This is a genomic window from Pseudomonas sp. 1176_21, from assembly GCF_052850635.1.
Genome location: NZ_VXCV01000004.1, coordinates 1 through 25,426 on the forward strand (window position 1 = coordinate 1; position 25,426 = coordinate 25,426).

Here is a 25,426-nt window from a genome sequence, read left to right on the forward strand (position 1 = left end):
TGTGCGTCAAGGGTTTATTTCAAAATAACCTCGGCACATAGGTCAGCATGAGCATTTCAAGACTGAAGCGTCTTTTTCAGGTAGTAGCGCTGATAACCAGGCGGGCAATCCTCCAGCATCCCCATGATGTGGTATCCCTGCTTCTGGTAGAAGTCAGGGGCCTGGAAGCTATAGGTATAAAGAAACAAACCGGTGCAGCCCCGCGCCCGCGCCTCCTCTTCGGCTCGCATCAGCAGTTCGCTGCCCAACCCATGACCGCGTGCGGCATCGCTCAACCAGAAGTAGTCGATATAGAGCCAACCCATTGCGAAATGACCGAACAGCCCACCTCTCACCTGGCCCCCGCCATCGCGGGCATACAGCTGGAAATCTTCATAGGTGTAAGGGCCGATCTGTTCGATGTTGAAGCGGCGCAGCCCTTCACGCACCACTGCCATGGCATCGGCGTCAGCGCCCAGGGTGAATCGGTAAGGGGCATCTGTCATAAGCTCTCCTGTGCGGCATTGGACTACATGAGTACGCTGCGAGCCTGCAGGCGCCGGCTCGCAGCGGATGTTAAATCGGATTTCGGGTTCACAGGTAGAAGGAGGCTCGCCAGGGGGCAGCACGAACGTCAGCCAAGGTAGCGAATCATGCGCAGAAACGAGGAGGGATGGATGGAGCAGAAGAAGAGAAGGTAAAGCGCAGGAAGCAGCCAGCCCTCGAACGAAGGATGGTGTCCCAGGCAGGGTTCGAACCTGCAACCTTCCCCTTAGGAGGGGGATGCTCTATCCAATTGAGCTACTGAGACATGCGTCTGGCGTACATGGCCCGCCATACGGAACGGCGAGCATGTTACCCAGCGAGCCAGGATTTGTCATGTCGTCTCTGCGCTTTTTACCAGTAGGTGGTTTCCAGCCTCAGGCACGTACGCCTGCCTCCTGCAAAACCATCAGCAGGCGGCGCACTGCATCGTCAAGACTGGTCGAGTTGTCCACCCGCCGGACCCGATCATCAACCTGTGTCATGGACTGTTGGTTGCGCGCCATTCGCTGCTCGATCTCGTGCTGCCCCTCCCTGCCCCGTTGAAGCAATCGCCCGCGCAATACCTGCGGATTCACACAAAGCAATATGGGCAACAGGTCCGGGTACTTCGCCTGCGCCACCGGCAGGTGCGCGCGCGACCCGTTGACCATCACGTGCCAGCCTTCGGCAAGCCACGCATCTATATAAGCAGGAACCCCATAAGCCAACCCATTGGCGCGCCACTGCAGGGCAAATTCGCCACGGTCAGCCATCTGCTCGTACTGCTGGACCGATACGGCGACTGCGTCCTCCCCCACCGCCTCGGCGGAGCGAGTGATGACACGCTTAGGAATGCGCACCTGGCTTGCCAGCAAAAGCTCACGCGCCGCATCCAGAAGACTGTCCTTGCCGGCACCGGACGGCCCCATCAAATAGATCACCCTGCCCGCCCCCGCCAAGGGAACGTCGCTTGCGTCATACTGCATAGCCACTATGCTCAGAGAAAGGAAAGCTCGCGCATTTTAGGCGCATTGCACGGTCTTTGCGCCTTTGCCGGTGATGAAAAGTCGAGCCGCCGAGGTGGCCAGGCCGAGCGCCAAATGAAAACTTTTCAAACCAGTGCGCATTTCTGATAATTGGTACTGGCATAACGCCTTTACCCAGTTCAATATTTGTCACAGAATTGACGCCAAGGAACTGGCGACACTGAGGCATGATGAAGACCTCATTCGTACTCCAGGTTGAACATTTTGTCTTAACGATGGTCGTAACACTCATCGTGCGGCCGATTTCGAGAACCGCTTCCCCCTGAACTAAACCGGTCAATTATATGCGCCCAATGAAACAGGCTATCTACTCAAGCCGCACCGCTGACAAATTTGTCGTCCGCCTGCCAGACGGAATGCGTGAGCGCATTGCCGAGGTTGCGCGTAACCACCACCGCAGCATGAACTCCGAGATCATTGCACGCCTGGAGCAGAGCCTTATTCAGGAAGGTGCACTGGGCGACGAGCTGAGCATGCGCCTGGACAGCCCAGAGCTGTCACTGCACGAACGTGAACTGCTGCAACGCTTCCGCCAGCTGTCCCATCGCCAGCAAAATGCTCTGGTCGCACTGATCGCCCATGACGTCGAGATGGCCGCAGACGCTTCCTGATTCCACCCACGCACAAAAAAGCCAGCTTTCGCTGGCTTTTTTTATGCCTTGCCTTTTTACAGCAAGAAGATCGTAGCAAGGCCCAGGAAGATGAAGAACCCGCCACTGTCGGTCATGGCAGTGATCATCACACTTGCGCCCATCGCAGGATCGCGCCCCATTCGAGCAAGCGTCATCGGGATAAGAACGCCCATCAGGGCCGCCAACAGCAGGTTCAGGGTCATCGCCGCAGTCATCACTACCCCCAGCGACCAGCTGCCATAGAGCAGGTAGGCCACAACGCCGATCACGCCCCCCCACACCAGGCCATTGATCAAGGCCACCGCAAGCTCCTTGCGCATCAATCGCGCAGTATTGCCCGGGCTGACCTGATCGAGCGCCATGGCACGTACGATCATGGTAATGGTCTGGTTGCCGGAGTTGCCCCCGATACCGGCCACGATGGGCATCAGTGCAGCCAACGCCACCAGCTTCTCGATCGACCCCTCGAACAGGCCGATCACTCGCGAAGCGACAAAGGCCGTGATCAGGTTGATTGCCAGCCATGCCCAACGGTTGCGAAGCGAACGCCAGACCGAGGCGAAGATGTCTTCCTCCTCACGCAGACCCGCCATGTTGAGGACTTCGTTCTCGCTTTCCTCACGGATCAGGTCGACCATTTCGTCGATGGTCAAACGGCCGATCAGGCGATCGCTCTTGTCCACCACCGGTGCCGAAATCAGGTCATAGCGCTCAAAGGCCTGTGCCGCATCGTAGGCGTCTTCATCGGGATGAAAACTGACCGGGTCACTGGCCATCACCTCGGCAACCTGCTTGTCGGGGTCGTTCACCAGCAGCCGCTTGATGGGCAACACACCCTTGAGCTTGCCGTCGTAATCGACCACGAACAGTTTGTCGGTATGGCTTGGCAGCTCCTTGAGCCGGCGCAGGTAACGCAACACCACCTCAAGGCTGACGTCCTCGCGGATGGTCACCATCTCGAAGTCCATCAAGGCACCGACCTGGTCCTCGTCATAGCTCAACGCGGAGCGTACGCGCTCACGCTGCTGGGCATCGAGGGTTTCCATCAGCTCATGCACGACGTCGCGCGGCAGCTCCGGCGCAAGGTCGGCCAGCTCGTCGGCGTCCATCTCCTTGGCAGCGGCAAGCAGCTCGTGATCGTCCATGTCGGCGATCAGGGTTTCCCGAACCGAATCGGATACCTCGAGCAGGATGTCACCATCACGCTCGGCCTTGACCAGTTGCCAGACCGTCAGACGATCATCCAGCGGCAGGGCTTCGAGAATGTAGGCAACGTCAGCGGAGTGCAGATCATCGAGCTTGCGTTGCAGCTCGACCAGATTCTGGCGGTGTACGAGATTTTCGACCCGATCGTTATGGTGCCCTTCCTGACGATGTGTCAGGTCTTCGACCACTCGTTGGCGCTGCAGCAATTCGACCACCTGGGCCAGGCGATCCTGCAGGCTTTCTTGCGATTTTTTTACTTCACTTTCGGTCATACGCGTACTCCACTCCCAGCAGCGGAGCACGCCAGGAGAATCAATCAGTCAGATCGTGATTGGCAAAACAAGCTATTGAGTAACTACTGGGTAAGTCCATGGTGGTATTCCACAAGCCCCGGCGGAGCTGACGGGCGCAATCATACACGGCTTGGGCTGCTCGGGCTGAAAATATTGGCCAGAACAATCGCTTGCGAGATAAAGCTGTGACAACGTACAGCTCTGACAGTGCGACGGCTGGCACACCCCAAAGAACACATTGAAGACGCAAAAGTTAGCAGAGGCCGGTAAACGCATCGATGACAGTTTATTCATCGCGCCTTACGGAAAAGTGAAAAGCCGAAAAGCAGAAGGCCCGCTTAAAAGCGGGCCTTCTGTTGTATGGTGCACTCGACAGGATTCGAACCTGTGACCGCTCGGTTCGTAGCCGAGTACTCTATCCAGCTGAGCTACGAGTGCAGGGTTGGCGCTTGATAGACCAGATCACCTCTGGTTGAAGCTGAAACAACTTCCAGACTGGAAACTGCTTCGTCGTATGGTGCACTCGACAGGATTCGAACCTGTGACCGCTCGGTTCGTAGCCGAGTACTCTATCCAGCTGAGCTACGAGTGCAGGGTTGGTACTTCATGGACCAGATCACCTCTGGTTGAAACTGAGGCAACTTCCAGACTGGAAACTACTTCGTCGTATGGTGCACTCGACAGGATTCGAACCTGTGACCGCTCGGTTCGTAGCCGAGTACTCTATCCAGCTGAGCTACGAGTGCATTTGTTGCCGCGCATTATAGACCGCTTAATCGATTTGCCAACCACTTTTTCGTTTAATTTCAACTACTTAGCGATTCAAGCAAGATTACAGCGCCCTACATGAATAATGGCGGAGAAGGGGGGATTCGAACCCCCGATACCCTTGTGAGGTATACTCCCTTAGCAGGGGAGCGCCTTCGGCCACTCGGCCACCTCTCCGCAACACGGGGCGTATAATAACCAGAGCCTTCCCCGTTTGCAAACCCTTTTTTGAAAAAATATCGATAAAAATTAATGGGTTGGTTCTTCGTCCTTCTCTTTCTTGATCCGCAGGTAGATTTCCTCACGGTGCACGGCCACTTCCTTGGGCGCGTTCACCCCAATCCGTACCTGGTTTCCTTTGACGCCGAGCACGGTCACGGTGATTTCGCCGTCGCCAATTATCAGGCTCTCTGCGCACCGACGAGTCAGAATCAACATACCTTTCTCCTCACGCAATTCAGTTCAGGGATAACAGTCTGCAAAAAAAGGGCTTCAACCCGCCGCCAGAACAGCGGCGGACCTACGCCTGAACGTTGACCGACACCCGACAACCCACAGGTTTCTTGTGCCGTTCAAAAACACGAAGGGCGCGGCCAGGCCGCGCCCCAGTGAGCACAACGCTTACTCGCCCTGACGGGAAGGCGCGTCGAGTTCGAAAGCGGTGTGCAAGGCACGCACAGCCAGTTCCAGGTACTTCTCTTCGATAACCACCGACACCTTGATTTCCGAAGTGGAGATCATCTGGATGTTGATGCTCTCCTTGGCCAGCGATTCGAACATGCGGCTGGCAACGCCCGCATGCGAGCGCATGCCCACACCCACGATCGATACCTTGGCGATCTTGGTATCACCCACCACTTCGCGGGCATTGAGCTTCAGGGCGGTTTCACCCAGTACCTTCTGCGCCTTTTCGTAATCGTTGCGGTGTACGGTGAAGGTGAAGTCGGTAGTGTTATCGTGCGAAACGTTCTGCACGATCATGTCGACTTCGATATTGGCTGCACTGATGGGGCCCAGAATCCCGAATGCCACGCCCGGGGTATCCGGCACACCGCGAATGGTCAGCTTGGCTTCATCGCGATTGAAGGCGATGCCGGAAATGATCGGCTGTTCCATGGATTCCTCTTCATCAATAGTAATGAGGGTACCCGGACCCTCCTGAAAACTGTGCAGTACACGCAGCGGTACGTTGTACTTGCCGGCAAACTCCACGGCCCGAATCTGCAGCACCTTGGACCCGAGGCTGGCCATTTCCAGCATCTCTTCGAAAGTGATCTTGTCCAGCCGCTGCGCCTGGGACACCACGCGCGGGTCGGTGGTATAGACACCATCGACGTCGGTGTAGATCTGGCACTCGTCAGCCTTCAATGCAGCCGCCAAAGCCACGCCGGTGGTATCGGAACCGCCACGCCCCAGCGTGGTGATGCTGCCGTGCTCGTCAACGCCCTGGAAACCGGCTACCACGACCACGCGACCTGCCTTGAGGTCGGCACGAATCTTCTGATCATCGATCTGCAGGATGCGCGCCTTGTTGTGCGCACTGTCGGTGAGAATACGCACCTGGTTGCCGGTGTAGGACACCGCAGGCACACCCCGCTTGATCAGCGCCATGGCCAGCAACGCGATGGTCACCTGCTCGCCGGTGGACACGATCACGTCCAGCTCGCGCGGAACCGGCTGATCGCTGATTTGCCTCGCCAGCTCGATCAGACGATTGGTTTCCCCGCTCATTGCCGACAGCACGACCACCAGGTCGTCGCCAGCCTCGCGGAACTTCTTCACCTTGTCGGCAACCTGTTCGATGCGCTCGACCGTGCCCACCGAGGTGCCGCCAAATTTCTGTACGATCAACGCCATTTCAAAGCCGCCTCAGCCCGTGAAGGGCACCCAATAAACACAATTACCCAACGCCAGGGCCCGCCATCGGATGGCGGGCCACCGGGCGCTTCAGACACCCTGTTCTACGAATGGCACGGTCAGAGCCAGTGCACCGTCCAGCGCTGCGGCATCCACGCCACCGCCTTGCGCCATGTCCGGACGACCACCGCCTTTGCCGCCCACCGCTGCAGCGGCTTGCTTCATCAGATCACCGGCTTTGAGTTGGCCGGTCAGGTCCTTGGTCACGCCTGCGACCAGTACGACCTTTTCTTCGTGGACACTGCCGAGCAGGATCACTGCGCGGCCGAGTTTGTTCTTCAACTGGTCGACCAGGGCCAGCAAGGCTTTGCCGTCCTGCCCGTCCAGACGTGCGGCCAGCACTTTGACGCCCTTGACGTCGACTGCGCTGGCAGACAGGTCATCGCCGGCAGCACTGGCGGCCTTGGCCTGCAGTTGCTCCAGTTGCTTTTCCAGCTGACGGTTGCGCTCGAGCACCGCCGACAGCTTGTCGACCAGGTTCTCGCGGCTGCCCTTGACCAGCTGGGCAGCTTCCTTGAGCTGCTCTTCGGCAGCGTTCAGGTAGGCCAGTGCGGCGGCGCCAGTGACCGCTTCGATACGACGCACCCCGGAGGCCACACCGCCTTCGCTGATGATCTTGAGCAGACCGATATCGCCGGTGCGCTTGGCATGGATGCCGCCGCACAGCTCGACGGAGAAATCACCGCCCATGCTCAGCACGCGCACGCTGTCGCCATACTTCTCGCCGAACAGCGCCATGGCGCCCTTCTGCTTGGCAGTCTCGATGTCGGTCTCTTCGGTCATGACCTCGGTGTTGTTGCGCACTTCGCGGTTGACGATGTCTTCCAGCGCCTTGAGCTGCTCTGGCTTGACCGCCTCGAAATGGCTGAAGTCAAAACGCAGGCGCTGGCTGTCGACCAGCGAGCCTTTCTGTTGTACGTGCTCGCCCAGCACCTGACGCAATGCCGCGTGCAGCAGGTGGGTGGCCGAGTGATTGAGCGAGGTGGCATGACGAACCTGCGCATCGACCCGGGTTTCAACCTGGGCACCGACGCTCAGCTTGCCGCTGGCAACCACACCGTGGTGCAGGAAGGCACCGCCGGTCTTGGTGGTGTCACGGACATCGAAGCGGACGGCACCGGCCTGCAGGTACCCGCAGTCACCCACCTGGCCGCCGGACTCGGCGTAGAACGGCGTGCGATCGAGGATCACCACACCCTCCTCGCCTTCACCCAGCTGCTCGACGGCCTTGCCGTCCTTGTACAGTGCAACGACGCTGGCAGCGCCTTCGGTGGTGGCATAACCGGTGAATTCGGTGGCCACATCGACCTTGACCAGGGTGTTGTAGTCCAGGCCGAAGGCGCTGGCCGAACGCGCGCGCTCACGCTGCGCCTCCATCTCGCGCTCGAAACCGACTTCGTCGATGGTCAGGCTGCGCTCACGGGCGATGTCGGCCGTCAGGTCCATCGGGAAACCGTAGGTGTCATACAGCTTGAACACCACGTCACCGGGCACCACGCTGCCCTTGAGTTCGGCCAGGTCCTGCTCGAGGATCTTCAGGCCCTGCTCCAGGGTCTTGGCAAACTGCTCTTCCTCGGCCTTGAGCACGCGCTCGATGTTGGCCTGCTGCTGCTTGAGTTCCGGGAACGCCTCGCCCATCTCGGCAACCAGCGCCGCAACGATCTTGTAGAAGAAGCTGCCGGTGGCACCGAGCTTGTTGCCGTGACGGCAGGCACGACGAATGATGCGACGCAGCACGTAGCCACGGCCTTCGTTGGAAGGCAGCACGCCATCAGCAATCAGGAAGCTGCACGAACGAATGTGGTCCGACACTACCTTGAGCGACGACTGGTCTTCGTTGCTGCAGCCGATGGCGGCAGCCGACGCGCTCAGCAGGTTCTTGAACAGGTCGATTTCATAGTTCGAATGCACATGCTGCATCACCGCACTGATGCGCTCCAGGCCCATGCCGGTGTCCACCGACGGTGCAGGCAGCGGGTGCAGCACGCCGTCGGCAGTGCGGTTGAACTGCATGAAGACGTTGTTCCAGATCTCGATGTAACGGTCACCGTCTTCTTCCGGCGAGCCTGGCGGGCCACCCCAGATGTCGGCGCCGTGGTCATAGAAGATCTCGGTGCAGGGGCCGCACGGGCCGGTATCGCCCATGGTCCAGAAGTTGTCCGAGGCGTAGGGCGCGCCCTTGTTGTCGCCAATGCGCACCATGCGCTCGGCCGGCACGCCGATGTGCTGGGTCCAGATGTCGTAGGCCTCGTCATCGGTGGCATACACGGTGACCCAGAGCTTTTCCTTGGGCAGTTGCAGCACGCCGGTGAGGAAGGTCCAGGCGTAGGTGATGGCATCACGCTTGAAATAGTCGCCGAAACTGAAGTTGCCCAGCATTTCGAAGAACGTATGGTGACGCGCGGTATACCCGACGTTTTCCAGGTCGCTGTTCTTGCCGCCGGCGCGCACGCACTTCTGGCTGCTGGTGGCGCGGGTGTACGCGCGCTTTTCCTGGCCAAGGAAGCAGTCCTTGAACTGGTTCATCCCCGCGTTGGTGAACAGCAGGGTCGGGTCGTTGCCCGGGATCAAGGAGCTGGAGGCAACTCGGGTATGGCCCTGCTCTTCGAAGAAGCGAAGGAAGGCTTCACGGATTTCTGCGCTTTTCATAGGTTCTTCCACGGAAACGGCGGCCTGCGTCAAATTGACGAAACGACGGCAAAGGGCCGCATTATATCGAGCCTTAACACGAGGTGCAGTGAGTTTATACATCGCCAACCGCCATTTGAGGATGAAATGACCTTCATCCGGCGCGGTTTGCTTAGCAGGCTATACGTTCTGCCGACATCTATGCTACAACGTGTGCGTCGCCAGCCACTGGCGGCACGTTCTCAGGGCGGGGTGCAATTCCCCACCGGCGGTAATTGCGCCCATTGCGCATAGCCCGCGAGCGCTTGCAGGCAACCCTGCAAGGTCAGCAGACCCGGTGTGATTCCGGGGCCGACGGTCATAGTCCGGATAAAGAGAGAGCGGGATAGGCACGCGAGTGCCTGCGTCTGCACATCTGCGCAACGACAATCCCCTTCGATCCACTGCCCTGTTTCTCATACAAACAGGAGTTCGTTTCAATGCAAGCTACCCCAATCGACAGCAAAGGCCATCACAACGATCGCATCGCCTTCGTCCAGGCCTGCTGGCACAAGGATATTGTTGACCAGAGCCGCAAGGGTTTCGTCGAAGAGATGGCCAAGCAAGGCTATCAGCTGAGCGATATCGACTTCTATGAAGTCGGCGGTGCCTTCGAAATCCCGCTGCACGCCAAGCTGCTGGCCCGCAGCGGCCGTTACGCCGGCATCGTGGCTGCAGGCCTGGTGGTGGACGGCGGCCTGTACCGCCATGAATTCGTCGCCCAGTCGGTGATCAGCGGCCTGATGCAGGTGCAGCTGGAAACCGAAGTGCCGGTGTTCTCGGTGGTACTGACCCCGCATCACTTCCATGCCGGCGACGAGCACCAGAAGTTCTTCTTCGATCACTTCGTGCACAAGGGCGCCGAAGCGGCAGTGACCTGCGCCGACACCCTGCTCAAGCTGCGCTCGCTGCGCCGCAATGAAGTACCGCAGAAGATGGCGGGCTGATTGCACTGCCCCTTTCGCCGGCAGGGCCGGCTGCTACGGGATGCGCGACACCTGTAGCAGCCGGCCTTGCCGGCGAAGGTGTTTCATCTTCAGACCAACTGCTCATCCGACGCAGGCACGATCAGCATCCCCGCACGCAGCCCGTTCTTCACCTTGGGGTTCGGGAAAATGATCCGCGCGCCCTCCTCCTCGACAACCCAGCGCGTCTCGGCCAGGTCCTCGGCCAGCAGATACCCTCTGGAAAGCTCGGAAAAGTTCTCGATATCCGCCGGCAGGTGCAGGTGGAAGCTGTCGCTGTGCTTGATGATCTCGCGCGCGACGCTGAACAGTTGCAGCCCGCCGATCCCTTCATCTTCAGCCGGCTCGTTACCCTCGATGATCGCCCTGAGCCGCGCTTCGAGCTTGCCGAGCTTGATCTCGCCGTTCTGGCCGAACGGCCGCGCCTTGCCCAGCTCGAGGGTGAACGCTTCGGCCCCCAGGGTTTCGTAGGTGAATGCGGTAAAGGTGATCGAAGGCTTGCTCTGCAGCAGCACAGCCTGCATGCCGGCGGCGCGCAAGCGAGCCAGTTCCCGACGCGAGTGCTGACGGCCTTCCTTGTAGGGATACAGCGCAAACTGCTCGATCTTGGAGCCGCGAATGGCGGTGTGCAGGTCATAGTGCAGGCGGGTACGGCCCTCTTTATAGAAAAAAAAGGCCGTTGCCAGACGCTCCAGCGCACAGGCACGCAATGCCTCGACACCACTGGACTGCTCATGACGCCGGTTGAACAGACGGTTGACGTCGTGCTCGATATACCGCGCGCCCGTGCGCATCGCCTCGGGGTTGCCGAACAGGAACAGCACACGCGCCCGCGGCTTGATCTCCCCCCTGGCAATGCCATGCAGGAGTTCGTCGAGCAACTCGATCGGTGCAGTCTCGTTGCCATGAATGCCCGCAGACAGCAGCAGGTCCATGCCATCGTCACGCCCCTCGGGCGGGGTCACTTCAAGCGCCCCCTCGTCGAGCCAGCGCATGCGCACGCCTTCGACAGTCAGCTGGGTCTTCTCTGCCGGTTCACGACCGGCAAGGGTCAGTTCAAGCAGTTTGCCGAGGGCGAGCATGGGCGGTGTTCCTTAGTGGTGATGCCCGCAATCGGGGCCATGGACGTGGTCGTCATCTTCGCCAGCATCGGCCGGCTCCATTTCCAGCTGCAGGCTCACCAGGTTGGTGGCCAGCGGGCGCAGCAGCAGGTTGGCATACTCGGCGTCGCCTTCTTCAACGTCGACACCGATCAGCAGCTGGCCGCGGCCATCCTGCTGAATCCACACTTCCTTGCCTTGCCACAGCACGGCAAAACGGGTGCAGGAAGTTTCCAGCTGGGTGCCATCTTCATCTTCGAGGATCAGCTGCAGGGCGTCGGACATAATCGAGTTCTCTTTCAAGGTTGGAGTTGGAACGGATACACCGAACCCAGCTTGAGGATCTGGGTCAGCTCATCCAGTGCCGTGCGACATTCCAGCAACAGCTGCGGGTCAGCCAGGTCGCGTTCGCTCAGGCTGTCGCGGTAGTGCCTGTCGACCCATTGGGTCAGGGTGTCGTACAGCGGCGCGGTCATGATAACCCCTGGGTTGACGGCCGCCAGTTCCGTTTCGTTGAGCGCCACGCGCAAACGCAGGCACGCGGGGCCGCCGCCATTCTGCATGCTCTGCTTGAGGTCGAAGACCTTGACCTCGGTCACCGGCCCGCCCTGGCCGGTCAAGGCCGACAGATAGGCCCAGACCCGCTCGTTGTTGCGGCATTCCTCCGGCACGATCAGCAGCATCGAACCGTCTTCACGGGACAGCAACTGACTGTTGAACAGATACGAACGCACGGCGTCCTCGACCGTCACCTGGGCCCGCGGCACGCAGATGGCCTTGAACTTGCCGCCACATCCGGCCAGTTTAGCCTGCAGCTCGGCCAGCACCGCTTCGGTGTCGAGGAAGGCATCCTCGTGATAGAACAGCACCTCGCCGTTGCCTACCGCGATCACATCGTTGTGAAACACGCCCTGGTCGATCACGGCAGGGTTCTGCTGAGCATAGACCACGCCGTCGGCACTCAGGCCATGCAGCCGGGCAACCGCCTGGGAAGCCTCCAGGGTCTGGCGGGCCGGGTATTTGTGCGGCGCCGGGTAGCGCGCATCGAATGCACTGCGCCCGAACACGAAGAACTCCACGCCCGGTTCGCCATAGGCACGGCAGAAGCGCGTGTGGTTGGCAGCACCTTCGTCACCGAACTGCGCCACCGCCGGCAACGCGGCATGGTGGGCAAAGTGCTGCGTATTGGCGAACATCGCGCCCAGCACACGACTGGTGGTCGGGTGCTCGATACTGCGGTGGTACTTGCAGTTCAGGTTGGCCGCCGTGAAGTGCACGCGTCCGTCGGCCGTATCGGCGCTCGGACTGACCGTGGCGGCGTTGGCCACCCACATGCTGGACGCAGAGCAACTGGCAACCAGCAACGGCATCGCCTCCCTGGCCGCCCGCTCGATGACCTGCGCATCGCTGCCGCCAAAGCCCAGGCGACGCAGCGCCGCCACATCCGGACGCTCCTGCGGGGCCAGTACGCCCTGCACAAAGCCCATCTCCATCAGCGCCTTCATCTTCGCCAGGCCCTGGCGCGCAGCTTCACGCGGGTTGGATGCCTGCTGGCTGTTGCTCTGCGAAGCAACGTTGCCGTAGGACAGCCCGCCGTAGTTGTGCGTCGGCCCCACCAGGCCATCAAAATTCACTTCAAATGATTTCATCGGCTAAGGCTCCGTGAAGCTGTTGTTATAGGGTGACGCCGGGCGTCAGCGTGGCGGGCAGCACAAGGCTGGATGCCTCCAGCGACGCCACCGGGTAGGCGCAGTAGTCGGCCGCGTAATAGGCGCTCGCCCGATGGTTGCCACTGGCCCCGACACCACCGAACGGTGCGCTGCTGGCGGCACCGGTCAGTTGCTTGTTCCAGTTGACGATACCGGCGCGGCTTTCCAGCCAGAACTGCTGGTAGCGCGCCTCGGAATCGGACAACAGCCCTGCGGCCAGGCCGTACTGGGTGTTGTTGGCTTCGCGGATCGCGGCATCGAAATCGCTGTAGCGGATAACCTGCAGCAGCGGCCCGAAGAACTCCTCGTCCGGGCGCTCGGCCACCGAGGTCACGTCGATGATGCCCGGGGTCAGCAACGCCGCATCGGCCTGTGGCTGGGTCATCGGCAGCAGCGACTGTGCGCCGCTGGCCAGCAAATGGGCCTGGGCATCGAGCAGCGCGCGGGCTGCCCCCAGGGAGATCACCGAGCCCATGAACGGCGCCGGCTGCTGATCGAACGCGCCCACCGAAATGTTCCGGCTGACGGCCACCAGCCGCGCCAGCAGGGTGTCGCCCCATTCGCCTTGGGGTACCAGCAGGCGGCGTGCACAGGTGCAGCGCTGGCCGGCGGAAATGAAGGCCGACTGGATGATGGTGTATACCGCAGCGTCCAGGTCCTGCACCTGATCGACCACCAGGGGGTTGTTGCCCCCCATCTCCAGGGCCAGGATCTTGTCCGGGCGCCCCGAAAACTGCTGGTGCAGCAGGTTGCCGGTGCGGCTGGAGCCGGTGAAGAACAGGCCGTCGATGCCGGGGTTGGCCGCCAGGGCCACGCCGGTTTCCCGCGCCCCCTGCACCAGGTTGAGCACGCCAGCCGGCAGCCCGGCCTCGATCCAGCACCTGAGCGTCAGCTCGGCCACTTTCGGCGTGAGCTCGCTGGGCTTGAACACCACGCTGTTACCGGCCAGCAGCGCCGGCACGATATGCCCGTTGGGCAGGTGGCCCGGGAAGTTGTACGGGCCGAACACCGCCACCACACCGTGGGGCTTGTGCCGCAGTACCGCCGTGGCGTCAGCCAGCGGGCCGCTCTTCTCGCCGGTACGTTCGCGGTAGCTCTGCACCGAAATGGCCACTTTATTGACCATGCTGGTCACTTCGGTGGTGGCCTCCCACAGCGGCTTGCCGGTTTCTTCGCCGATGCAGCGGGCCAGTTCATCGGCGTGGGCCTTGAGGCTCGCGGCAAAGGCTTCGAGCACGCTGATACGCCCCTCCAGCGGTTGGCGAGCCCAGTCAGCAAAGGCTTCACGCGCAGCCTGTACCGCGGCCTCGACCTGCCCCGCGTCGGCGCCCTGGCCCTGCCAGATCACCTGCTGGCTGACCGGGTTCAGCGACTGCAGGGCCTCGCCCTGGCCGGCCTGCCATGTACCGGCAATGTAGTGCGTGGTCATTATTTGGCCTCCCGTGCTGCGGACAGTGGCACCGCACGTACCTGGTCACCGGCGCTCAGGCGCAGGCGCTTGGCCGTAAGCGGGTCGACCACCAGGGTGCCCGCAGCCAAGCGCGCGGGCGCTGCGGTGATACGGCAGTCCTCGCGCTTGCGGTTGTGGATGATGAAAGGGGTGGCATCGTCGCCCGGCGTGCCGATCGCCAGCACCAGGGCCTGGCTGTCGTGCACCGCGCGAATCTTGCTGGTCTGGCACTCGACCGCCGGGCCCGCGTCGAAGATGTCGACGTAGCCCTGATAGCTGAAGCCTTCGCTCTGCAGCATGGCCAGCGCCGGTTCGGTATCGGTGTGCACGCGCCCGATCACATTGCGCGCCGCCTCGGACAGAAAGCAGGTGTACAGCGGGAACTTGGGCATCAGCTCGGCGATGAACGCCTTGTTGCCGACCCCGGTCAGGTAGTCGGCCTGGCTGAACTCCATCTTGAAGAAGTGTCGGCCCAGGCTCTCCCAGAAGGGCGAACGGCCCTGCTCGTCGGACATGCCGCGCATTTCGGCAATGATCTTGTTGCCGAACAGTTCGCTGAATTCGGCAATGAACAGCAGGCGAGCCTTGGCCAGCAGGCGACCATTGAGGCCACTGCGGTAGTCGCTGCGCAGAAACAGGGAGCACAACTCGGAGTTGCCGGTCAGGTCGTTGGCCAGAAACAGCGTGGGGATCTCGCGGTAGATGTCCAGTTCCTGGGACGCGCTGACGGTCAGGCCCACCCGGTAGTTGTACCAGGGTTCACGCAGCCCAACGGCACCGGCGATGGCCGAAATGCCCACCACTTCGCCTTCGTCGTTCTCGAGCACGAACAGGTAGTCGGCATCGCCACGCTCGGCTTCGCCGCGGAAGGTCTTCTCGGCCCAGCCCACCCGGTGGGCCAGGCGCTCTTCGTTGGCCGGCAGAGTGGTCAGGCCGGTGGTGCCGGTGCTGCGCGCCAGCTCGATCAGCGCCGGTAGGTCGCTGCTGCGTACGGGACGAACAATCATGCTATCTCCTCGGGCAGGTGCCTGCTGGCCCCTGCGAAACTCGACCTGGGGTAGCCAGGCAATCAGACCGCGACCAGGCGCACGCTGGCGCCCTCACCCACTCCCAGCGCCTCGGCGGCGGCCAGGTCCAGCTGCACCGGCTTGCCAGGGGCCCAGTCCAGCTCCAGCATCACGGCGCGGTAATCCTGCAACTGGCCGTTGGATACCAGGTACGGGCGCCCACCCTTGACGGCCTGCTCCTGCAGCTTGACCGGCACCAGCCGGCTCTGGGCGATGGAGCGGATGCCGGACACCCGCGCATGCAGGGTCGGCCCACCGTCGAAGATATCGATGTAGTGATCGGTCTCGAAGCCTTCGCGCATCAGGATGTCGAAGGTGATCTGCGCGCGCGGGTGCACCTGGCCCATGGCCTCCTGCGCGGCATCCGGCAGCAGGGGCACATAGATGGGGTAATGCGGCATCAGCTCGGCAAGGAAGGTACGGCTCTTGAGCCCGCACAGGCGCTCGGCGGCAGCGTAGTTGAGGTCGAAGAAGTTGCGCCCGATGGCATCCCAGAACGGCGAGTCGCCGTGCTCGTCGCTGTAGCCGACGATCTCGGTCACCACCGAATCGGCAAACCGCTCCGGGTGCGCTGCCATGAACAGCAGCCGGCCGCGGGAATTGAGCTCGGCCCAGCCGGTGCCCACCAGTTCGGGCAGCACGTAGAAGCTGGTCAGCAGGCTGTTGCCGGTCAGGTCGTGACACTGCGACAGCACATGGATCTTGTTGTGGATCTTCAGCTCGCGCGAGGCGTGCACGAAGGTCTCGTTGCGAAAACTGTAGAACGGCTCGGAATAGCCGGCCGAGGCCACGATGGCCGAACAGCCGACCAGCTTGCCGGTCTCGCTGTCTTCGAGCACGAAGAAGTAGCTCTCCTCGCCATTGAAGCTGACTTCGGCGGCAAAGGAGGTTTCGGACGCGGCGATCTTGTCGCCCAGGCGACCGGCATCATCCGGCAGGGACGTGACACCGATGGGACTGTCCGCGGCCAGACGCTGCACTTCACCCAGGTCAGCCATTTGCGCGGGGCGCATCACCAGCATGGTGTCACTCCTTTAGGGAAAATCGGGCCGACAGCTGCCGGCGCAGAAGAAGCGGCACGTGCCACGGGCACGGGCCACCAGAATCGGTTCGCTGGCCACCGGGGCCAGCGAAGGACCGCAGGCCGGTATCAGGCCTTGGTCAGTGCAGCGGCAGCGCGTTCGAAGCGGTCCAGGCCTTCATCGATGTCGGCATCTTCCACCACCAGGCTGGGGGCGAAACGCACCACGTCCGGGCCGGCCTGCAAAACCATCAGGCCTTCTTTCTCGGCAGCATTGAACACGTCCTTTGCCTTGCCCTTCCAGGCATCGGACAACACGCAACCGATCAGTAGGCCCAGGCCGCGGACCTGGGTGAACAGGCCGTACTGCTGGCCGATCTTCTCCAGGCGCGCCTTGAAGCGCTCGTGCTTGGCCTTGACGCCCGCCAGCACTTCGGGGGTGTTGACCACATCCAGCACCGCAGAGGCCACGGCGCAGCCCAACGGGTTGCCGCCATAGGTGGTGCCGTGGGTGCCCACGGCCAGGTGCTTGGCCAGCGCTTCGGTGGTCAGCATCGCGGCAATCGGGAAGCCGCCGCCCAGGCTCTTGGCGCTGGTCAGGATGTCGGGGGTCACGCCGTAGTGCATGTAGGCGAACAGCTCGCCGGTACGGCCGACGCCGGTCTGCACTTCGTCGAAGATCAGCAGCGCGTTGTGCTTGTCGCACAGCTCGCGCGCGCCTTGCAGATAGGCCTTGTCGGCCGGCACCACGCCGCTCTCGCCCTGGATCGGCTCGATCACCACCGCGCAGGTCTTGTCGCTGATCTGCGCCTTGAGCGCTTCGAGGTCGTTGTACGGCACATGGCTGATGCCGGTGATCTTAGGGCCGAAGCCGTCGGAGTACTTGGGCTGGCCACCGACGCTCACGGTGAACAGGGTGCGACCGTGGAAGCTGTTCACGGTAGCGATGATCTCGTGCTTTTCAGGGCCGAAGCGGTCGTGGGCGACACGACGGGCCAGCTTGAAGGCGGCCTCGTTGGCCTCGGCGCCGGAGTTGCAGAAGAACGCACGCTCGGCAAAGGTGGCGTCGACCAGCTTGTGGGCCAGACGCAGGGCTGGCTCGTTGGTGAACACGTTGGACACGTGCCACAGCTTGTTGGCCTGCTCGGTCAGCGCACCGACCAGCGCCGGGTGGGCGTGCCCCAGGACGTTTACGGCGATGCCGCCAGCGAAATCGATCAGCTCGCGCCCCGCCTGGTCCCATACACGGGAGCCCTGGCCACGCACGGGGATGAAAGCGGCCGGCGCATAGTTGGGGACCATTACCTGGTCGAAATCGGCGCGTTGCACCGGAGCTTGCTCAACGGACATCGGAGTCTCCTGAAGAGGAACGCCTGCCTGGAACTGGCGAGCGATGGGGGGATTGTAAGGACTGATGAACGCCCGGCCTTGCCGCCAAGCGACAACTTCTTATAGCGCCAAACCCTGTTTTGCCAAGGCTTTCGGCAATGCGACAAATAGGGTCGCAAAGGCGCAGTTTAAACGGTGCGCGGTGCTGGCGGGGAGATTGTGTCACGCACGGATTTGCGGGGGCTTCTTCGCTGGCAAGCCAGCGCCCTCGGGCCGGTGCAGCCCCCTTCGACGCTGCGGGCGCTGGTTTGCCGCCGAAGGTCGCGCTGCGCTACCGAATCAGCCGCGCTCGGCAGGCGCCGACGACAACTCGAACGGGCTGTTGCTGCGGCGCTGGTTGCGGTCTTCGCGTGGCGTTGCGCCAAAGAAGTTGCGGTACGCGCTGGAAAAATGCGGCCCCGACGAGAACCCGCACGACAGGCCGATCTGGATGATCGACTTGCTGGTCTGCATCAGCATCTGGCGCGCCTTGTTCAAGCGCAGCTCCAGGTAATACTGGCTGGGCACCCGATTGAGGTACTGCTTGAAGATCCGCTCCAGCTGCCGGCGCGATACGCACACATGCTGGGCAATCTCGTCGGTGGTCAACGGCTCTTCGATATTGGCCTCCATCAGCAGCACCGCCTGGGTCAGCTTCGGATGGCTGGAGCCCAGGCGATTCTGCAGCGGGATGCGCTGACGCTCGCCCCCCTCGCGAATGCGCTCGACCACCAGCTCTTCGGAAACCGCACCGGCAAGCTCGGCGCCATGGTCACGGGCCAGCACGGCCAGCAGCAGGTCCAGTACCGACATGCCACCACAGGCGGTCAGCCGATCGCGATCCCAGTCGAACAGGTGGCTGGTGGCGATGACCTTGGGGAAGCGCTCGGCGAAGTCATCCTGCCAGCGCCAGTGCACCGCGGCGCGATAACCATCCAGCAGGCCCAGCTGGGCCAGCGGATACACACCTGCCGAAAGACCACCCACCACGCACCCCGAGCGCACCAGTTGCTTGAGCGCGCTGCCCAGCGCCGCGCCTACCGCCTGCGGCGGCTCATCGGCCAGCAGAAACAGCTTCTGGCAACCTTCCAGCCGCCCCACCCAGGCTTCGCCAGGCAAGCGCCAGGCGCCCTCCGGCGCAGGTTCGGCCTGCAGGAACAGCAACTCGTAGACCACTTCGGGGTGCACCTTCTGGGCCACCCGCAAGACCTCTTCGGCCAGCGCCAGGGTCAAGGCCTTGGTGCTGGGCCAGAGGAGAAAACCGATTCGCTGGGTGGTCATTGGGTAAGGTCCGAAACCTGAGAGGAGTCTGGGAGAAAAGCCTCGATCGAGGCGCAGCATGCCCTATTCTGGTGCAAAGCGGCAGCCTCGAACTGTAGCACGGTCGATTATTTCAGGCTGCCGGACAGGAACTGCTGCAACCGCTCGGACTGCGGGTTGACCAGCACTTCACGCGGGTTGCCGCTCTCTTCGACCACACCCTTGTGCAGGAACACCAGCTGGTTGGACACCTCGCGGGCGAAGCCCATCTCGTGGGTCACCACCACCATGGTGCGGCCTTCCTGGGCCAGCGCCTGCATCACCTTGAGCACATCGCCCACCAGCTCCGGGTCCAGCGCCGAGGTCGGCTCGTCGAACAGCATCACTTCAGGCTCCATCGCCAGTGCACGGGCAATCGCCACACGCTGCTGCTCACCACCGGACATATGGCCCGGGTAGGCATCCTTGCGATGGGACACACCGACCTTGGCCAGGTAGTGCTCGGCCTTTTCCAGCGCGTCCTTGCGGCTCATGCCCAGCACGTGCACCGGTGCCTCGATGATGTTCTCCAGCGCAGTCATGTGCGACCACAGGTTGAAGTGCTGGAACACCATCGACAGACGCGAGCGCATGCGCTGCAACTGCTTGGGGTCGGCCGCCTTCAGCGCGCCGTCCTTGTTCGCCACCAGCTTCAACTCTTCGTTGTTGAGCAGGATCTTGCCGGCATGCGGCTGCTCGAGCAGGTTGATGCAGCGCAGGAAGGTGCTCTTGCCCGAGCCGCTGGAGCCGATGATGCTGATCACATCGCCCGCCTTGGCCGCCAGGGACACACCCTTGAGCACTTCGTGACTGCCATAGCGTTTGTGCAGGTCTTGGACTTCGAGTTTGTACATGCTGTCGGTTCTCACAAAGCGTCAGTCCCGGGCCTGCGCCCGGGGCGAAAAAGTTGCCGCCGGGCTCAGCCCTTGCGCGGCGCCAGGTAGCCGAGCCAGCGGCGTTCAGCCAGCTTGAACAGGCGCACCAGAATGAAGGTCAGGCACAGGTAGAACACACCGGCGGTGATGTACGCCTCGAACGGCAGGTAGTACTGGGCATTGACCGTGCGCGCCGCACCGGTGATGTCGATCAGGGTCACGATCGACGCCAGGCTGGTGGTCTGCAGCATCATGATCACTTCATTGCTGTACTGCGGCAGCGCCCGGCGCAGGGCCGAGGGCAGCAGGATGCGGCGGTACATCTTGACCCGCGACATGCCCATCGCCTTGGCCGCTTCGATCTCGCCGTGGGGCGTGGCCTTGAGGCTGCCAGCGATGATCTCGGCGGTGTAGGCACTGGTATTGATGGCAAAGGCCAGGCACGCACAGAAGGTCGCACTGGACAGCCACGGCCACAGGAAGCTCTCGCGCACCGCCTCGAACTGGGCCAGCCCGTAATAGATCAGAAACAGCTGCACCAGCATCGGCGTGCCGCGAATCACGTAGGTGTAGAGCCAGGCGCTCATGTTCACCAGCGGCTGCTTGGACACCCGCATCAGGCCCAGCGGCACTGCCACCAGCAAGCCGAACAGCAACGACAGCGCCAGCAGCTTGAGCGTGGTCAGCATGCCGCTCAGGTACAGCGGCATGGCTTCCCAGATGACGTTGTAATCGAAAATCATAGATCAGCCGCCTTTACGCCAACCGAGTAGCGTTTCTCGAGGTAACGCAGGGCCAGCAACGAGACGCTGGTGATCACCAGGTACAACGCCGCGACCGCCAGGAAGAACGTGAACGGCTCGCGGGTCGCGTCCGCCGCCTGCTTGGCCTTGAACATCATGTCTTGCAGGCCCACCACCGAAATCAGTGCGGTGGCCTTGGTCAGTACCAGCCAGTTGTTGGTGAAGCCAGGGATCGCCAGGCGAATCATCTGCGGCACCAGCACCCGGAAGAAGATCTGCAGCCCGCTCATGCCATAGGCCATGCCGGCTTCGGCCTGCCCCTTGGGGATGGCCATGAAAGCGCCGCGGAAGGTTTCGGACAGGTATGCACCAAAGATGAAGCCCAGGGTACCGATACCCGCCATCAGCGGATTGAGGTCGATGTAATCGTCGAAACCGAGCAAGGGTGCGACGCGGTTGAGCAGGTCCTGACCGCCGTAGAAGATCAGCAGGATCAGCACCAGGTCGGGGATCCCGCGGATCACCGTGGCGTACAGGTCGCCCAGCCAGGCCAGCCAGCGCACCGGCGACAGCCGCAGCGCCACGCCGATCAGGCCCAGTACGATGGCCAGGGCCATGGACGACAAGGCGAGCTGTAGCGTCAGCCATGCTCCATCGAGGATGACTGCCCCGTAGCCTTTCAACATGTTGAGGTCCTCGACCTTAGGGATGAAAAAATGGTGCAAACCTCAGCGCTTCTGCTGCTTGCACCATTGAACAGGTGAAACGTCGACGGATTACTGCGCGTCAGGGCCGTAGATGTCGAAGTTGAAATACTTGTCCTGGATCTTCTTGTACTCGCCATTGGCACGGATGCCGTCGATGGCGGTGTTGATCTTGTCCTTCAGGGCGTCGCCCTTGCGCACGGCGATACCGATACCGTCACCGAAGTACTTGGCGTCGGTGAAGGACGGGCCTACGAATGCATAGCCCTTGCCGGCGTCGGTCTTGAGGAAACCGTCTTCGAGCAGGGTCGCATCGGCCACGGTGCCATCCAGACGACCGGCGGCAACGTCCAGGTAGATTTCGTTCTGGGTGCCGTAGGGAACAATGGTGGCGCCTTTGGGGGCCAGCACTTCCTTGGCGAAACGGTCGTGGATCGAGCCACGCTGAACGCCGATCTTCTTGCCCTTGAGTTCGTCCAGGCTGTCGCTGACGGTGGTACCGTCCTTCATCACCAGGCGGGCCGGCGTGAGGTAGTAGCGCTTGGTGAAGTCCACGGACTTCTTGCGATCATCGGTGATCGACATGGACGACAGGATGGCGTCGATCTTGCGCACCTTGAGCGCCGGGATCAGGCCGTCGAATTCCTGCTCGACCCAAACGCACTTGACCTTCATCTCTGCACACAGCGCGTTGCCGATGTCGTAGTCGAAGCCCACGATGCTGCCGTCCGGCGCCTTGGAAGCGAACGGTGGGTAGGCGGCCTCGATGCCGATCTTCAGTGGTTTTTCATCAGCCAGCGATGCCAGGGAAAACACGGACAGCGCCAGGGCGCCAAGCAGTGCGAGTTTCTTCATCTGGGAACTCCATCGGTAAAGGGCAATACGTGACAGGCCGATTGGCCGTCGACGTTGCGAATGGGTACAACGCGAGCTGCGCAGGGCTCGACGAAACAGGGTCGAGGCATCACGAGCGAGTGATTGGCATTTTAGCGACAGCTCCGAACCCGATATTTCTTCAATGCGACAACTAGTTACAGAAGCGCCGGAAGTCAGGGCCGGAGATATTGACAGCTTTCGCGGAATATGCAAAAGCGAGAGACAAATAACCTATCAATCAAGCAATAACCGCGCCCATTATTGGCAAAGCCTTGTAATCCGGCAAGTGCAGCGTGGCAGCCATGCAAAATTGGCGTGGTGGATGCGCCCGGATCGGGCGGCGGCGTTTCCCAATGCCCCGTTTGTGTGCGAAACCGGTGACAGAAAAGGTTACCGATGAAAGTCGGCGTAACAGGCATGAAAAAGCCCCGCAGTGCGGGGCTTTGTGCTGACAGCCAACCGGCCCTATCGCCGGCAGGTCGCCCCCTACAAGGGCCGGCCTGCCGGCGATGACTCAGGCCGACGCCAGGTTCATCGACTTGTGCGTGTCGATCAGGTGCTGCACCACACCCGGGTCGGCCAGCGTCGAGATGTCGCCCAGGCCGTCGTACTCGGCCGTGGCGATCTTGCGCAGGATACGGCGCATGATCTTGCCCGAGCGGGTTTTAGGCAGCCCTGGTGCCCACTGGATCACGTCTGGCGAGGCGATCGGCCCGATCTCCTTGCGCACCCAGTTCTTCAGCTCCAGACGCAATGCTTCGCTCGGCTCCTCGCCACCGTTGAGCGTGACGTAGACATAGATGCCCTGCCCCTTCAGATCATGCGGCACACCGACGACCGCCGCCTCGGCGACCTTCGGGTGCGCAACCATGGCGCTCTCGATCTCGGCGGTCCCCATGCGGTGGCCCGAGACGTTGAGTACGTCGTCGACCCGGCCGGTGATCCAGTAGTAGCCGTCTTCGTCGCGGCGCGCGCCGTCACCGGTGAAGTACATGCCGCGGAAGGTCTTGAAGTAGGTGTCGACGAAACGGTCGTGATCGCCGTACAGCGAACGCGACTGGCCCGGCCACGAATCGAGGATCACCAGGTTGCCCTCGGCGGCGCCGTCGATCAGGTTGCCCAGGTTGTCCACCAGCGCCGGCACCACGCCGAAGAACGGACGGGTGGCCGAGCCCGGCTTGAGCGCAGTGGCGCCCGGCAGCGGGCTGATCAGGATGCCGCCGGTCTCGGTCTGCCACCAGGTGTCGACGATCGGGCAACGCTCCTTGCCCACGGTGGTGTGGTACCAGTTCCAGGCTTCAGGGTTGATCGGCTCGCCCACCGAGCCCAGCAGGCGCAGGCTCGAACCGTCGGCATCCTTCATGGCCGCCTGACCTTCGGCCATCATCGCGCGAATGGCGGTGGGCGCGGTGTAGAGGATGTTGACCTTGTGCTTGTCGACGATCTTCGCCACACGGGTGATGTCCGGGTAGTTCGGCACGCCTTCGAACAGCAGGGTGGTGGCGCCGTTGGCCAGCGGGCCATAGACGATGTAGCTGTGACCGGTTACCCAGCCCACGTCGGCGGTGCACCAGTACACGTCACCAGGGCGATAGTCGAACACGCGCTCATGGGTCAGCGAGGCGTACACCAGGTAGCCGCCAGTGGTGTGCAGCACGCCCTTGGGCTTGCCGGTGGAGCCGGAGGTATAGAGGATGAACAGCGCTTCTTCGGCGCCCATCTCTTTCGGCGCGCAATGGGCAGAAGCCACTTTCATCAGGTCTTCGTACCAGATGTCGCGGTGCTGGTGCCAGGCAATGTCGCCACCGGTGCGCTTGCACACGATGATCTTCTGCACGCTGGCGGTTTCCGGGTTGGTCAGCGCCAGGTCGACGTTGGCCTTGAGTGCGGTACGACGCCCGCCACGCAGCCCTTCGTCGGCGGTGATCACGACCTTGGACTTGCAGTCGATGATGCGCCCGGCCAGCGCCTCGGGCGAGAAGCCGCCGAACACCACCGAGTGGATCGCGCCGATACGCGCGCACGCCAGCATGGCGACCACGGCTTCGGGAATCATCGGCATGTAGATGGTCACCACGTCGCCGCGGTGCACGTCCTGGCCACGCAGGGCGTTGGCGAACTTGCAGACCTGCTCGTGCAGTTCGCGATAGGTGATGTTGCGATGCTCGGAAGGGTCGTCGCCTTCCCAGATGATCGCCAGCTGATCGCCACGCTCGGCCAGGTGACGGTCCAGGCAGTTGTAGGAAACGTTCAGAGTGCCGTCGGCAAACCACTTGATGTCGACATGGTGGTCGTCGAACGAGGTCTGCTTGACCTTGGTGAAGGGCTTGATCCACTCGAGGCGCTGAGCTTGCTCGCGCCAGAAGCCGTCAGGGTTGATCACCGACTGCTGGTACATGGCCTTGTAGGTCGCCTCGTCGGTCAGCGTGTTGGCCGCAACCTCGGGACGCACGGGATACAGGGGAGCCGCACTCATCTTTGTTACCTCGGTGTAATAGTTGTTTTTGTATGACCTCGTTTTAACTGTACCAGAGCGCCAAGGGCCATTCGACGTTGGTAGTAACGGGACCTGCATTTGGTCCAACACTGCGCGTCGACCGCTCTGGCACGGGCGTTCCAGCGCGGCAACAGATAGAAAAATAAATCCCGGGGTGAAATTTCAACTGATTGTTACAGTTTCCGCCAACAGTGTTTATCAAAACGGGCTCTGTTTCGGGGCCCGCCACACTCCTAGAATTCACCTCGCCAGCAACGGCAACGCGAATTAACTGGTAACAGCCCCCACGAAGGCATGTTAATCCCGCGATAACCCTGAAAGTTTCAACTTGCTGCACACGCCGCGCCACAAGCGCAGCGTGACCCCTTACGACCTTAGACAGGTAACTTGAAGATGAAAGCTTTACTGGTATTGGCACTCGGTAGTTTTTGCGCATCGGCCATGGCGGCTGAAGTTGCAGATGTTTCCGCCGAGCAGATTCCGGTTGAACAATACAGTTACTCGCAACATCTGGACATCGCCAAAGTCATTTCCATGACCGAAGTCCCGAACGTCTGCGAAGTGGTTCCGGCCCGCATGACCTACGAGGACTCCCAAGGCCAGAAGCACATTCTCGAATACCGCGTCATGGGTAACGGGTGCTCCAACGGCTGATAGAGCACACTGACGGTAGTTGCGCCTCGGGCCTTGTGTCGACGAGGCGCACCCTCGCTGCAAAC

22 protein-coding genes, 5 tRNA genes and 1 riboswitch are annotated in these 25,426 nt (G+C 61.8%); of the genes, 3 read left to right on the top strand and 24 right to left on the bottom strand.

Translation table 11 applies throughout. From position 1 onward, the window contains the following. Positions 1-56 precede the first annotated feature (56 nt). From FW760_RS10755 to phnN, 3 genes are all read right to left on the bottom strand, one after another. A complete protein-coding gene (locus tag FW760_RS10755; RefSeq protein WP_054916581.1) occupies positions 57-485 on the bottom strand; it encodes a GNAT family N-acetyltransferase in 429 nt (142 codons plus the stop codon). Between the two features lie 228 nt (positions 486-713). Then, positions 714-790, bottom strand: a tRNA-Arg gene (locus tag FW760_RS10760). 109 nt (positions 791-899) lie between these two features. Then, positions 900-1,490 carry a phosphonate metabolism protein/1,5-bisphosphokinase (PRPP-forming) PhnN gene (phnN, locus tag FW760_RS10765; RefSeq protein ID WP_116053201.1) on the bottom strand — a complete coding sequence of 197 codons (591 nt, stop codon included), beginning with the start codon at positions 1,488-1,490 and terminating at the stop codon, positions 900-902. Positions 1,491-1,834: 344 nt separating this feature from the next. Between phnN and FW760_RS10770 the strand changes: the two genes are divergently transcribed. Continuing rightward, positions 1,835-2,161, top strand: coding sequence for an Arc family DNA-binding protein (locus FW760_RS10770; protein ID WP_003254499.1), 327 nt, complete (start codon positions 1,835-1,837; stop codon positions 2,159-2,161). Between the two features lie 56 nt (positions 2,162-2,217). Here the strand turns inward: FW760_RS10770 and mgtE are convergent, their stop codons facing one another. From mgtE to alaS, 8 genes are all read right to left on the bottom strand, one after another. Next, on the bottom strand, positions 2,218-3,660 hold the full coding sequence (gene mgtE / locus FW760_RS10775) for a magnesium transporter (RefSeq protein ID WP_043860297.1): 1,443 nt from the start codon (positions 3,658-3,660) through the stop codon (positions 2,218-2,220). A 382-nt stretch (positions 3,661-4,042) separates the two neighbouring features. Further along, positions 4,043-4,119 (bottom strand) — tRNA-Arg (locus FW760_RS10780). 77 nt (positions 4,120-4,196) lie between these two features. Further along, positions 4,197-4,273 (bottom strand) — tRNA-Arg (locus tag FW760_RS10785). A 77-nt stretch (positions 4,274-4,350) separates the two neighbouring features. Further along, positions 4,351-4,427 (bottom strand) — tRNA-Arg (locus FW760_RS10790). A 108-nt stretch (positions 4,428-4,535) separates the two neighbouring features. Continuing rightward, positions 4,536-4,626: transfer RNA gene (locus tag FW760_RS10795), tRNA-Ser, on the bottom strand. A 72-nt stretch (positions 4,627-4,698) separates the two neighbouring features. Next, complete coding sequence (gene csrA / locus FW760_RS10800) at positions 4,699-4,887, bottom strand: carbon storage regulator CsrA (RefSeq protein ID WP_010226667.1); 189 nt, start codon at positions 4,885-4,887, stop codon at positions 4,699-4,701. Positions 4,888-5,070: 183 nt separating this feature from the next. Further along, positions 5,071-6,306, bottom strand: a complete 1,236-nt coding sequence (locus tag FW760_RS10805) for an aspartate kinase (RefSeq protein ID WP_043860296.1) — start codon at positions 6,304-6,306, stop codon at positions 5,071-5,073. A gap of 90 nt (positions 6,307-6,396) precedes the next feature. After that, positions 6,397-9,015, bottom strand: a complete 2,619-nt coding sequence (alaS, locus tag FW760_RS10810; RefSeq protein ID WP_043860295.1) for an alanine--tRNA ligase — start codon at positions 9,013-9,015, stop codon at positions 6,397-6,399. 213 nt (positions 9,016-9,228) lie between these two features. Next, a riboswitch (FMN riboswitch) is annotated at positions 9,229-9,380 on the top strand. Positions 9,381-9,473: 93 nt separating this feature from the next. On the opposite strand from alaS, the gene FW760_RS10815 reads away from it, so the two are divergent. After that, on the top strand, positions 9,474-9,980 hold the full coding sequence (locus FW760_RS10815; RefSeq protein WP_043860294.1) for a 6,7-dimethyl-8-ribityllumazine synthase: 507 nt from the start codon (positions 9,474-9,476) through the stop codon (positions 9,978-9,980). Positions 9,981-10,069: 89 nt separating this feature from the next. On the opposite strand, the gene astE is transcribed toward FW760_RS10815, so the two are convergent. The 13 genes from astE to acs form a co-directional block, all read right to left on the bottom strand. Next, positions 10,070-11,080 (bottom strand): succinylglutamate desuccinylase, encoded by a 1,011-nt coding sequence (astE, locus tag FW760_RS10820; protein ID WP_058540770.1) that lies wholly within the window; start codon positions 11,078-11,080, stop codon positions 10,070-10,072. A gap of 12 nt (positions 11,081-11,092) precedes the next feature. Then, positions 11,093-11,383, bottom strand: coding sequence for a hypothetical protein (locus FW760_RS10825; protein WP_043860292.1), 291 nt, complete (start codon positions 11,381-11,383; stop codon positions 11,093-11,095). A 14-nt stretch (positions 11,384-11,397) separates the two neighbouring features. Then, positions 11,398-12,747 (bottom strand): N-succinylarginine dihydrolase, encoded by a 1,350-nt coding sequence (gene astB, locus FW760_RS10830; protein WP_043860291.1) that lies wholly within the window; start codon positions 12,745-12,747, stop codon positions 11,398-11,400. 25 nt (positions 12,748-12,772) lie between these two features. Beyond that, positions 12,773-14,239 (bottom strand): succinylglutamate-semialdehyde dehydrogenase, encoded by a 1,467-nt coding sequence (astD, locus tag FW760_RS10835; protein WP_178083073.1) that lies wholly within the window; start codon positions 14,237-14,239, stop codon positions 12,773-12,775. Then, entirely contained in the window at positions 14,236-15,264 is a 1,029-nt protein-coding gene (gene astA / locus FW760_RS10840) for an arginine N-succinyltransferase (RefSeq protein WP_043860289.1), read from the bottom strand. Before astA ends, astD begins: the two co-directional genes overlap by 4 nt. Before the next feature lie 62 nt (positions 15,265-15,326). Further along, complete coding sequence (aruF, locus tag FW760_RS10845; RefSeq protein ID WP_043860288.1) at positions 15,327-16,346, bottom strand: arginine/ornithine succinyltransferase subunit alpha; 1,020 nt, start codon at positions 16,344-16,346, stop codon at positions 15,327-15,329. Between the two features lie 128 nt (positions 16,347-16,474). Continuing rightward, a complete protein-coding gene (locus FW760_RS10850; protein WP_043860287.1) occupies positions 16,475-17,695 on the bottom strand; it encodes an aspartate aminotransferase family protein in 1,221 nt (406 codons plus the stop codon). Between the two features lie 318 nt (positions 17,696-18,013). Beyond that, positions 18,014-18,994, bottom strand: coding sequence for a transcriptional regulator ArgR (gene argR / locus FW760_RS10855; RefSeq protein WP_043860286.1), 981 nt, complete (start codon positions 18,992-18,994; stop codon positions 18,014-18,016). Positions 18,995-19,101: 107 nt separating this feature from the next. Next, positions 19,102-19,866 carry an ABC transporter ATP-binding protein gene (locus FW760_RS10860; RefSeq protein WP_043860285.1) on the bottom strand — a complete coding sequence of 255 codons (765 nt, stop codon included), beginning with the start codon at positions 19,864-19,866 and terminating at the stop codon, positions 19,102-19,104. Between the two features lie 65 nt (positions 19,867-19,931). After that, the gene (locus tag FW760_RS10865; protein WP_054916584.1) at positions 19,932-20,630 is read right to left on the bottom strand and encodes an ABC transporter permease; all 699 of its coding nucleotides are present in this window, start codon (positions 20,628-20,630) and stop codon (positions 19,932-19,934) included. Next, the gene (locus tag FW760_RS10870; RefSeq protein ID WP_054916585.1) at positions 20,627-21,316 is read right to left on the bottom strand and encodes an ABC transporter permease; all 690 of its coding nucleotides are present in this window, start codon (positions 21,314-21,316) and stop codon (positions 20,627-20,629) included. Before FW760_RS10870 ends, FW760_RS10865 begins: the two co-directional genes overlap by 4 nt. Before the next feature lie 90 nt (positions 21,317-21,406). Then, a complete protein-coding gene (locus FW760_RS10875; RefSeq protein WP_043860283.1) occupies positions 21,407-22,189 on the bottom strand; it encodes an ABC transporter substrate-binding protein in 783 nt (260 codons plus the stop codon). Positions 22,190-22,724: 535 nt separating this feature from the next. After that, entirely contained in the window at positions 22,725-24,686 is a 1,962-nt protein-coding gene (gene acs / locus FW760_RS10880; RefSeq protein WP_043860282.1) for an acetate--CoA ligase, read from the bottom strand. Positions 24,687-25,100: 414 nt separating this feature from the next. Between acs and FW760_RS10885 the strand changes: the two genes are divergently transcribed. Next, a complete protein-coding gene (locus tag FW760_RS10885) occupies positions 25,101-25,361 on the top strand; it encodes a DUF2790 domain-containing protein (RefSeq protein ID WP_043860281.1) in 261 nt (86 codons plus the stop codon). The last annotated feature ends 65 nt before the right edge of the window (positions 25,362-25,426 follow it).

What these genes read in the sequence shown, in the direction of transcription:
- FW760_RS10755 (WP_054916581.1), bottom strand. Translation starts at nt 485, where the DNA reads ATGACAGATGCCCCTTACCGATTCACCCTGGGCGCTGACGCCGATGCC.
- phnN (WP_116053201.1), bottom strand. Translation starts at nt 1,490, where the DNA reads ATGCAGTATGACGCAAGCGACGTTCCCTTGGCGGGGGCGGGCAGGGTG.
- FW760_RS10770 (WP_003254499.1), top strand. Translation starts at nt 1,835, where the DNA reads ATGCGCCCAATGAAACAGGCTATCTACTCAAGCCGCACCGCTGACAAA.
- mgtE (WP_043860297.1), bottom strand. Translation starts at nt 3,660, where the DNA reads ATGACCGAAAGTGAAGTAAAAAAATCGCAAGAAAGCCTGCAGGATCGC.
- csrA (WP_010226667.1), bottom strand. Translation starts at nt 4,887, where the DNA reads ATGTTGATTCTGACTCGTCGGTGCGCAGAGAGCCTGATAATTGGCGAC.
- FW760_RS10805 (WP_043860296.1), bottom strand. Translation starts at nt 6,306, where the DNA reads ATGGCGTTGATCGTACAGAAATTTGGCGGCACCTCGGTGGGCACGGTC.
- alaS (WP_043860295.1), bottom strand. Translation starts at nt 9,015, where the DNA reads ATGAAAAGCGCAGAAATCCGTGAAGCCTTCCTTCGCTTCTTCGAAGAG.
- FW760_RS10815 (WP_043860294.1), top strand. Translation starts at nt 9,474, where the DNA reads ATGCAAGCTACCCCAATCGACAGCAAAGGCCATCACAACGATCGCATC.
- astE (WP_058540770.1), bottom strand. Translation starts at nt 11,080, where the DNA reads ATGCTCGCCCTCGGCAAACTGCTTGAACTGACCCTTGCCGGTCGTGAA.
- FW760_RS10825 (WP_043860292.1), bottom strand. Translation starts at nt 11,383, where the DNA reads ATGTCCGACGCCCTGCAGCTGATCCTCGAAGATGAAGATGGCACCCAG.
- astB (WP_043860291.1), bottom strand. Translation starts at nt 12,747, where the DNA reads ATGAAATCATTTGAAGTGAATTTTGATGGCCTGGTGGGGCCGACGCAC.
- astA (WP_043860289.1), bottom strand. Translation starts at nt 15,264, where the DNA reads ATGATTGTTCGTCCCGTACGCAGCAGCGACCTACCGGCGCTGATCGAG.
- aruF (WP_043860288.1), bottom strand. Translation starts at nt 16,346, where the DNA reads ATGCTGGTGATGCGCCCCGCGCAAATGGCTGACCTGGGTGAAGTGCAG.
- FW760_RS10850 (WP_043860287.1), bottom strand. Translation starts at nt 17,695, where the DNA reads ATGTCCGTTGAGCAAGCTCCGGTGCAACGCGCCGATTTCGACCAGGTA.
- argR (WP_043860286.1), bottom strand. Translation starts at nt 18,994, where the DNA reads ATGACCACCCAGCGAATCGGTTTTCTCCTCTGGCCCAGCACCAAGGCC.
- FW760_RS10860 (WP_043860285.1), bottom strand. Translation starts at nt 19,866, where the DNA reads ATGTACAAACTCGAAGTCCAAGACCTGCACAAACGCTATGGCAGTCAC.
- FW760_RS10865 (WP_054916584.1), bottom strand. Translation starts at nt 20,630, where the DNA reads ATGATTTTCGATTACAACGTCATCTGGGAAGCCATGCCGCTGTACCTG.
- FW760_RS10870 (WP_054916585.1), bottom strand. Translation starts at nt 21,316, where the DNA reads ATGTTGAAAGGCTACGGGGCAGTCATCCTCGATGGAGCATGGCTGACG.
- FW760_RS10875 (WP_043860283.1), bottom strand. Translation starts at nt 22,189, where the DNA reads ATGAAGAAACTCGCACTGCTTGGCGCCCTGGCGCTGTCCGTGTTTTCC.
- acs (WP_043860282.1), bottom strand. Translation starts at nt 24,686, where the DNA reads ATGAGTGCGGCTCCCCTGTATCCCGTGCGTCCCGAGGTTGCGGCCAAC.
- FW760_RS10885 (WP_043860281.1), top strand. Translation starts at nt 25,101, where the DNA reads ATGAAAGCTTTACTGGTATTGGCACTCGGTAGTTTTTGCGCATCGGCC.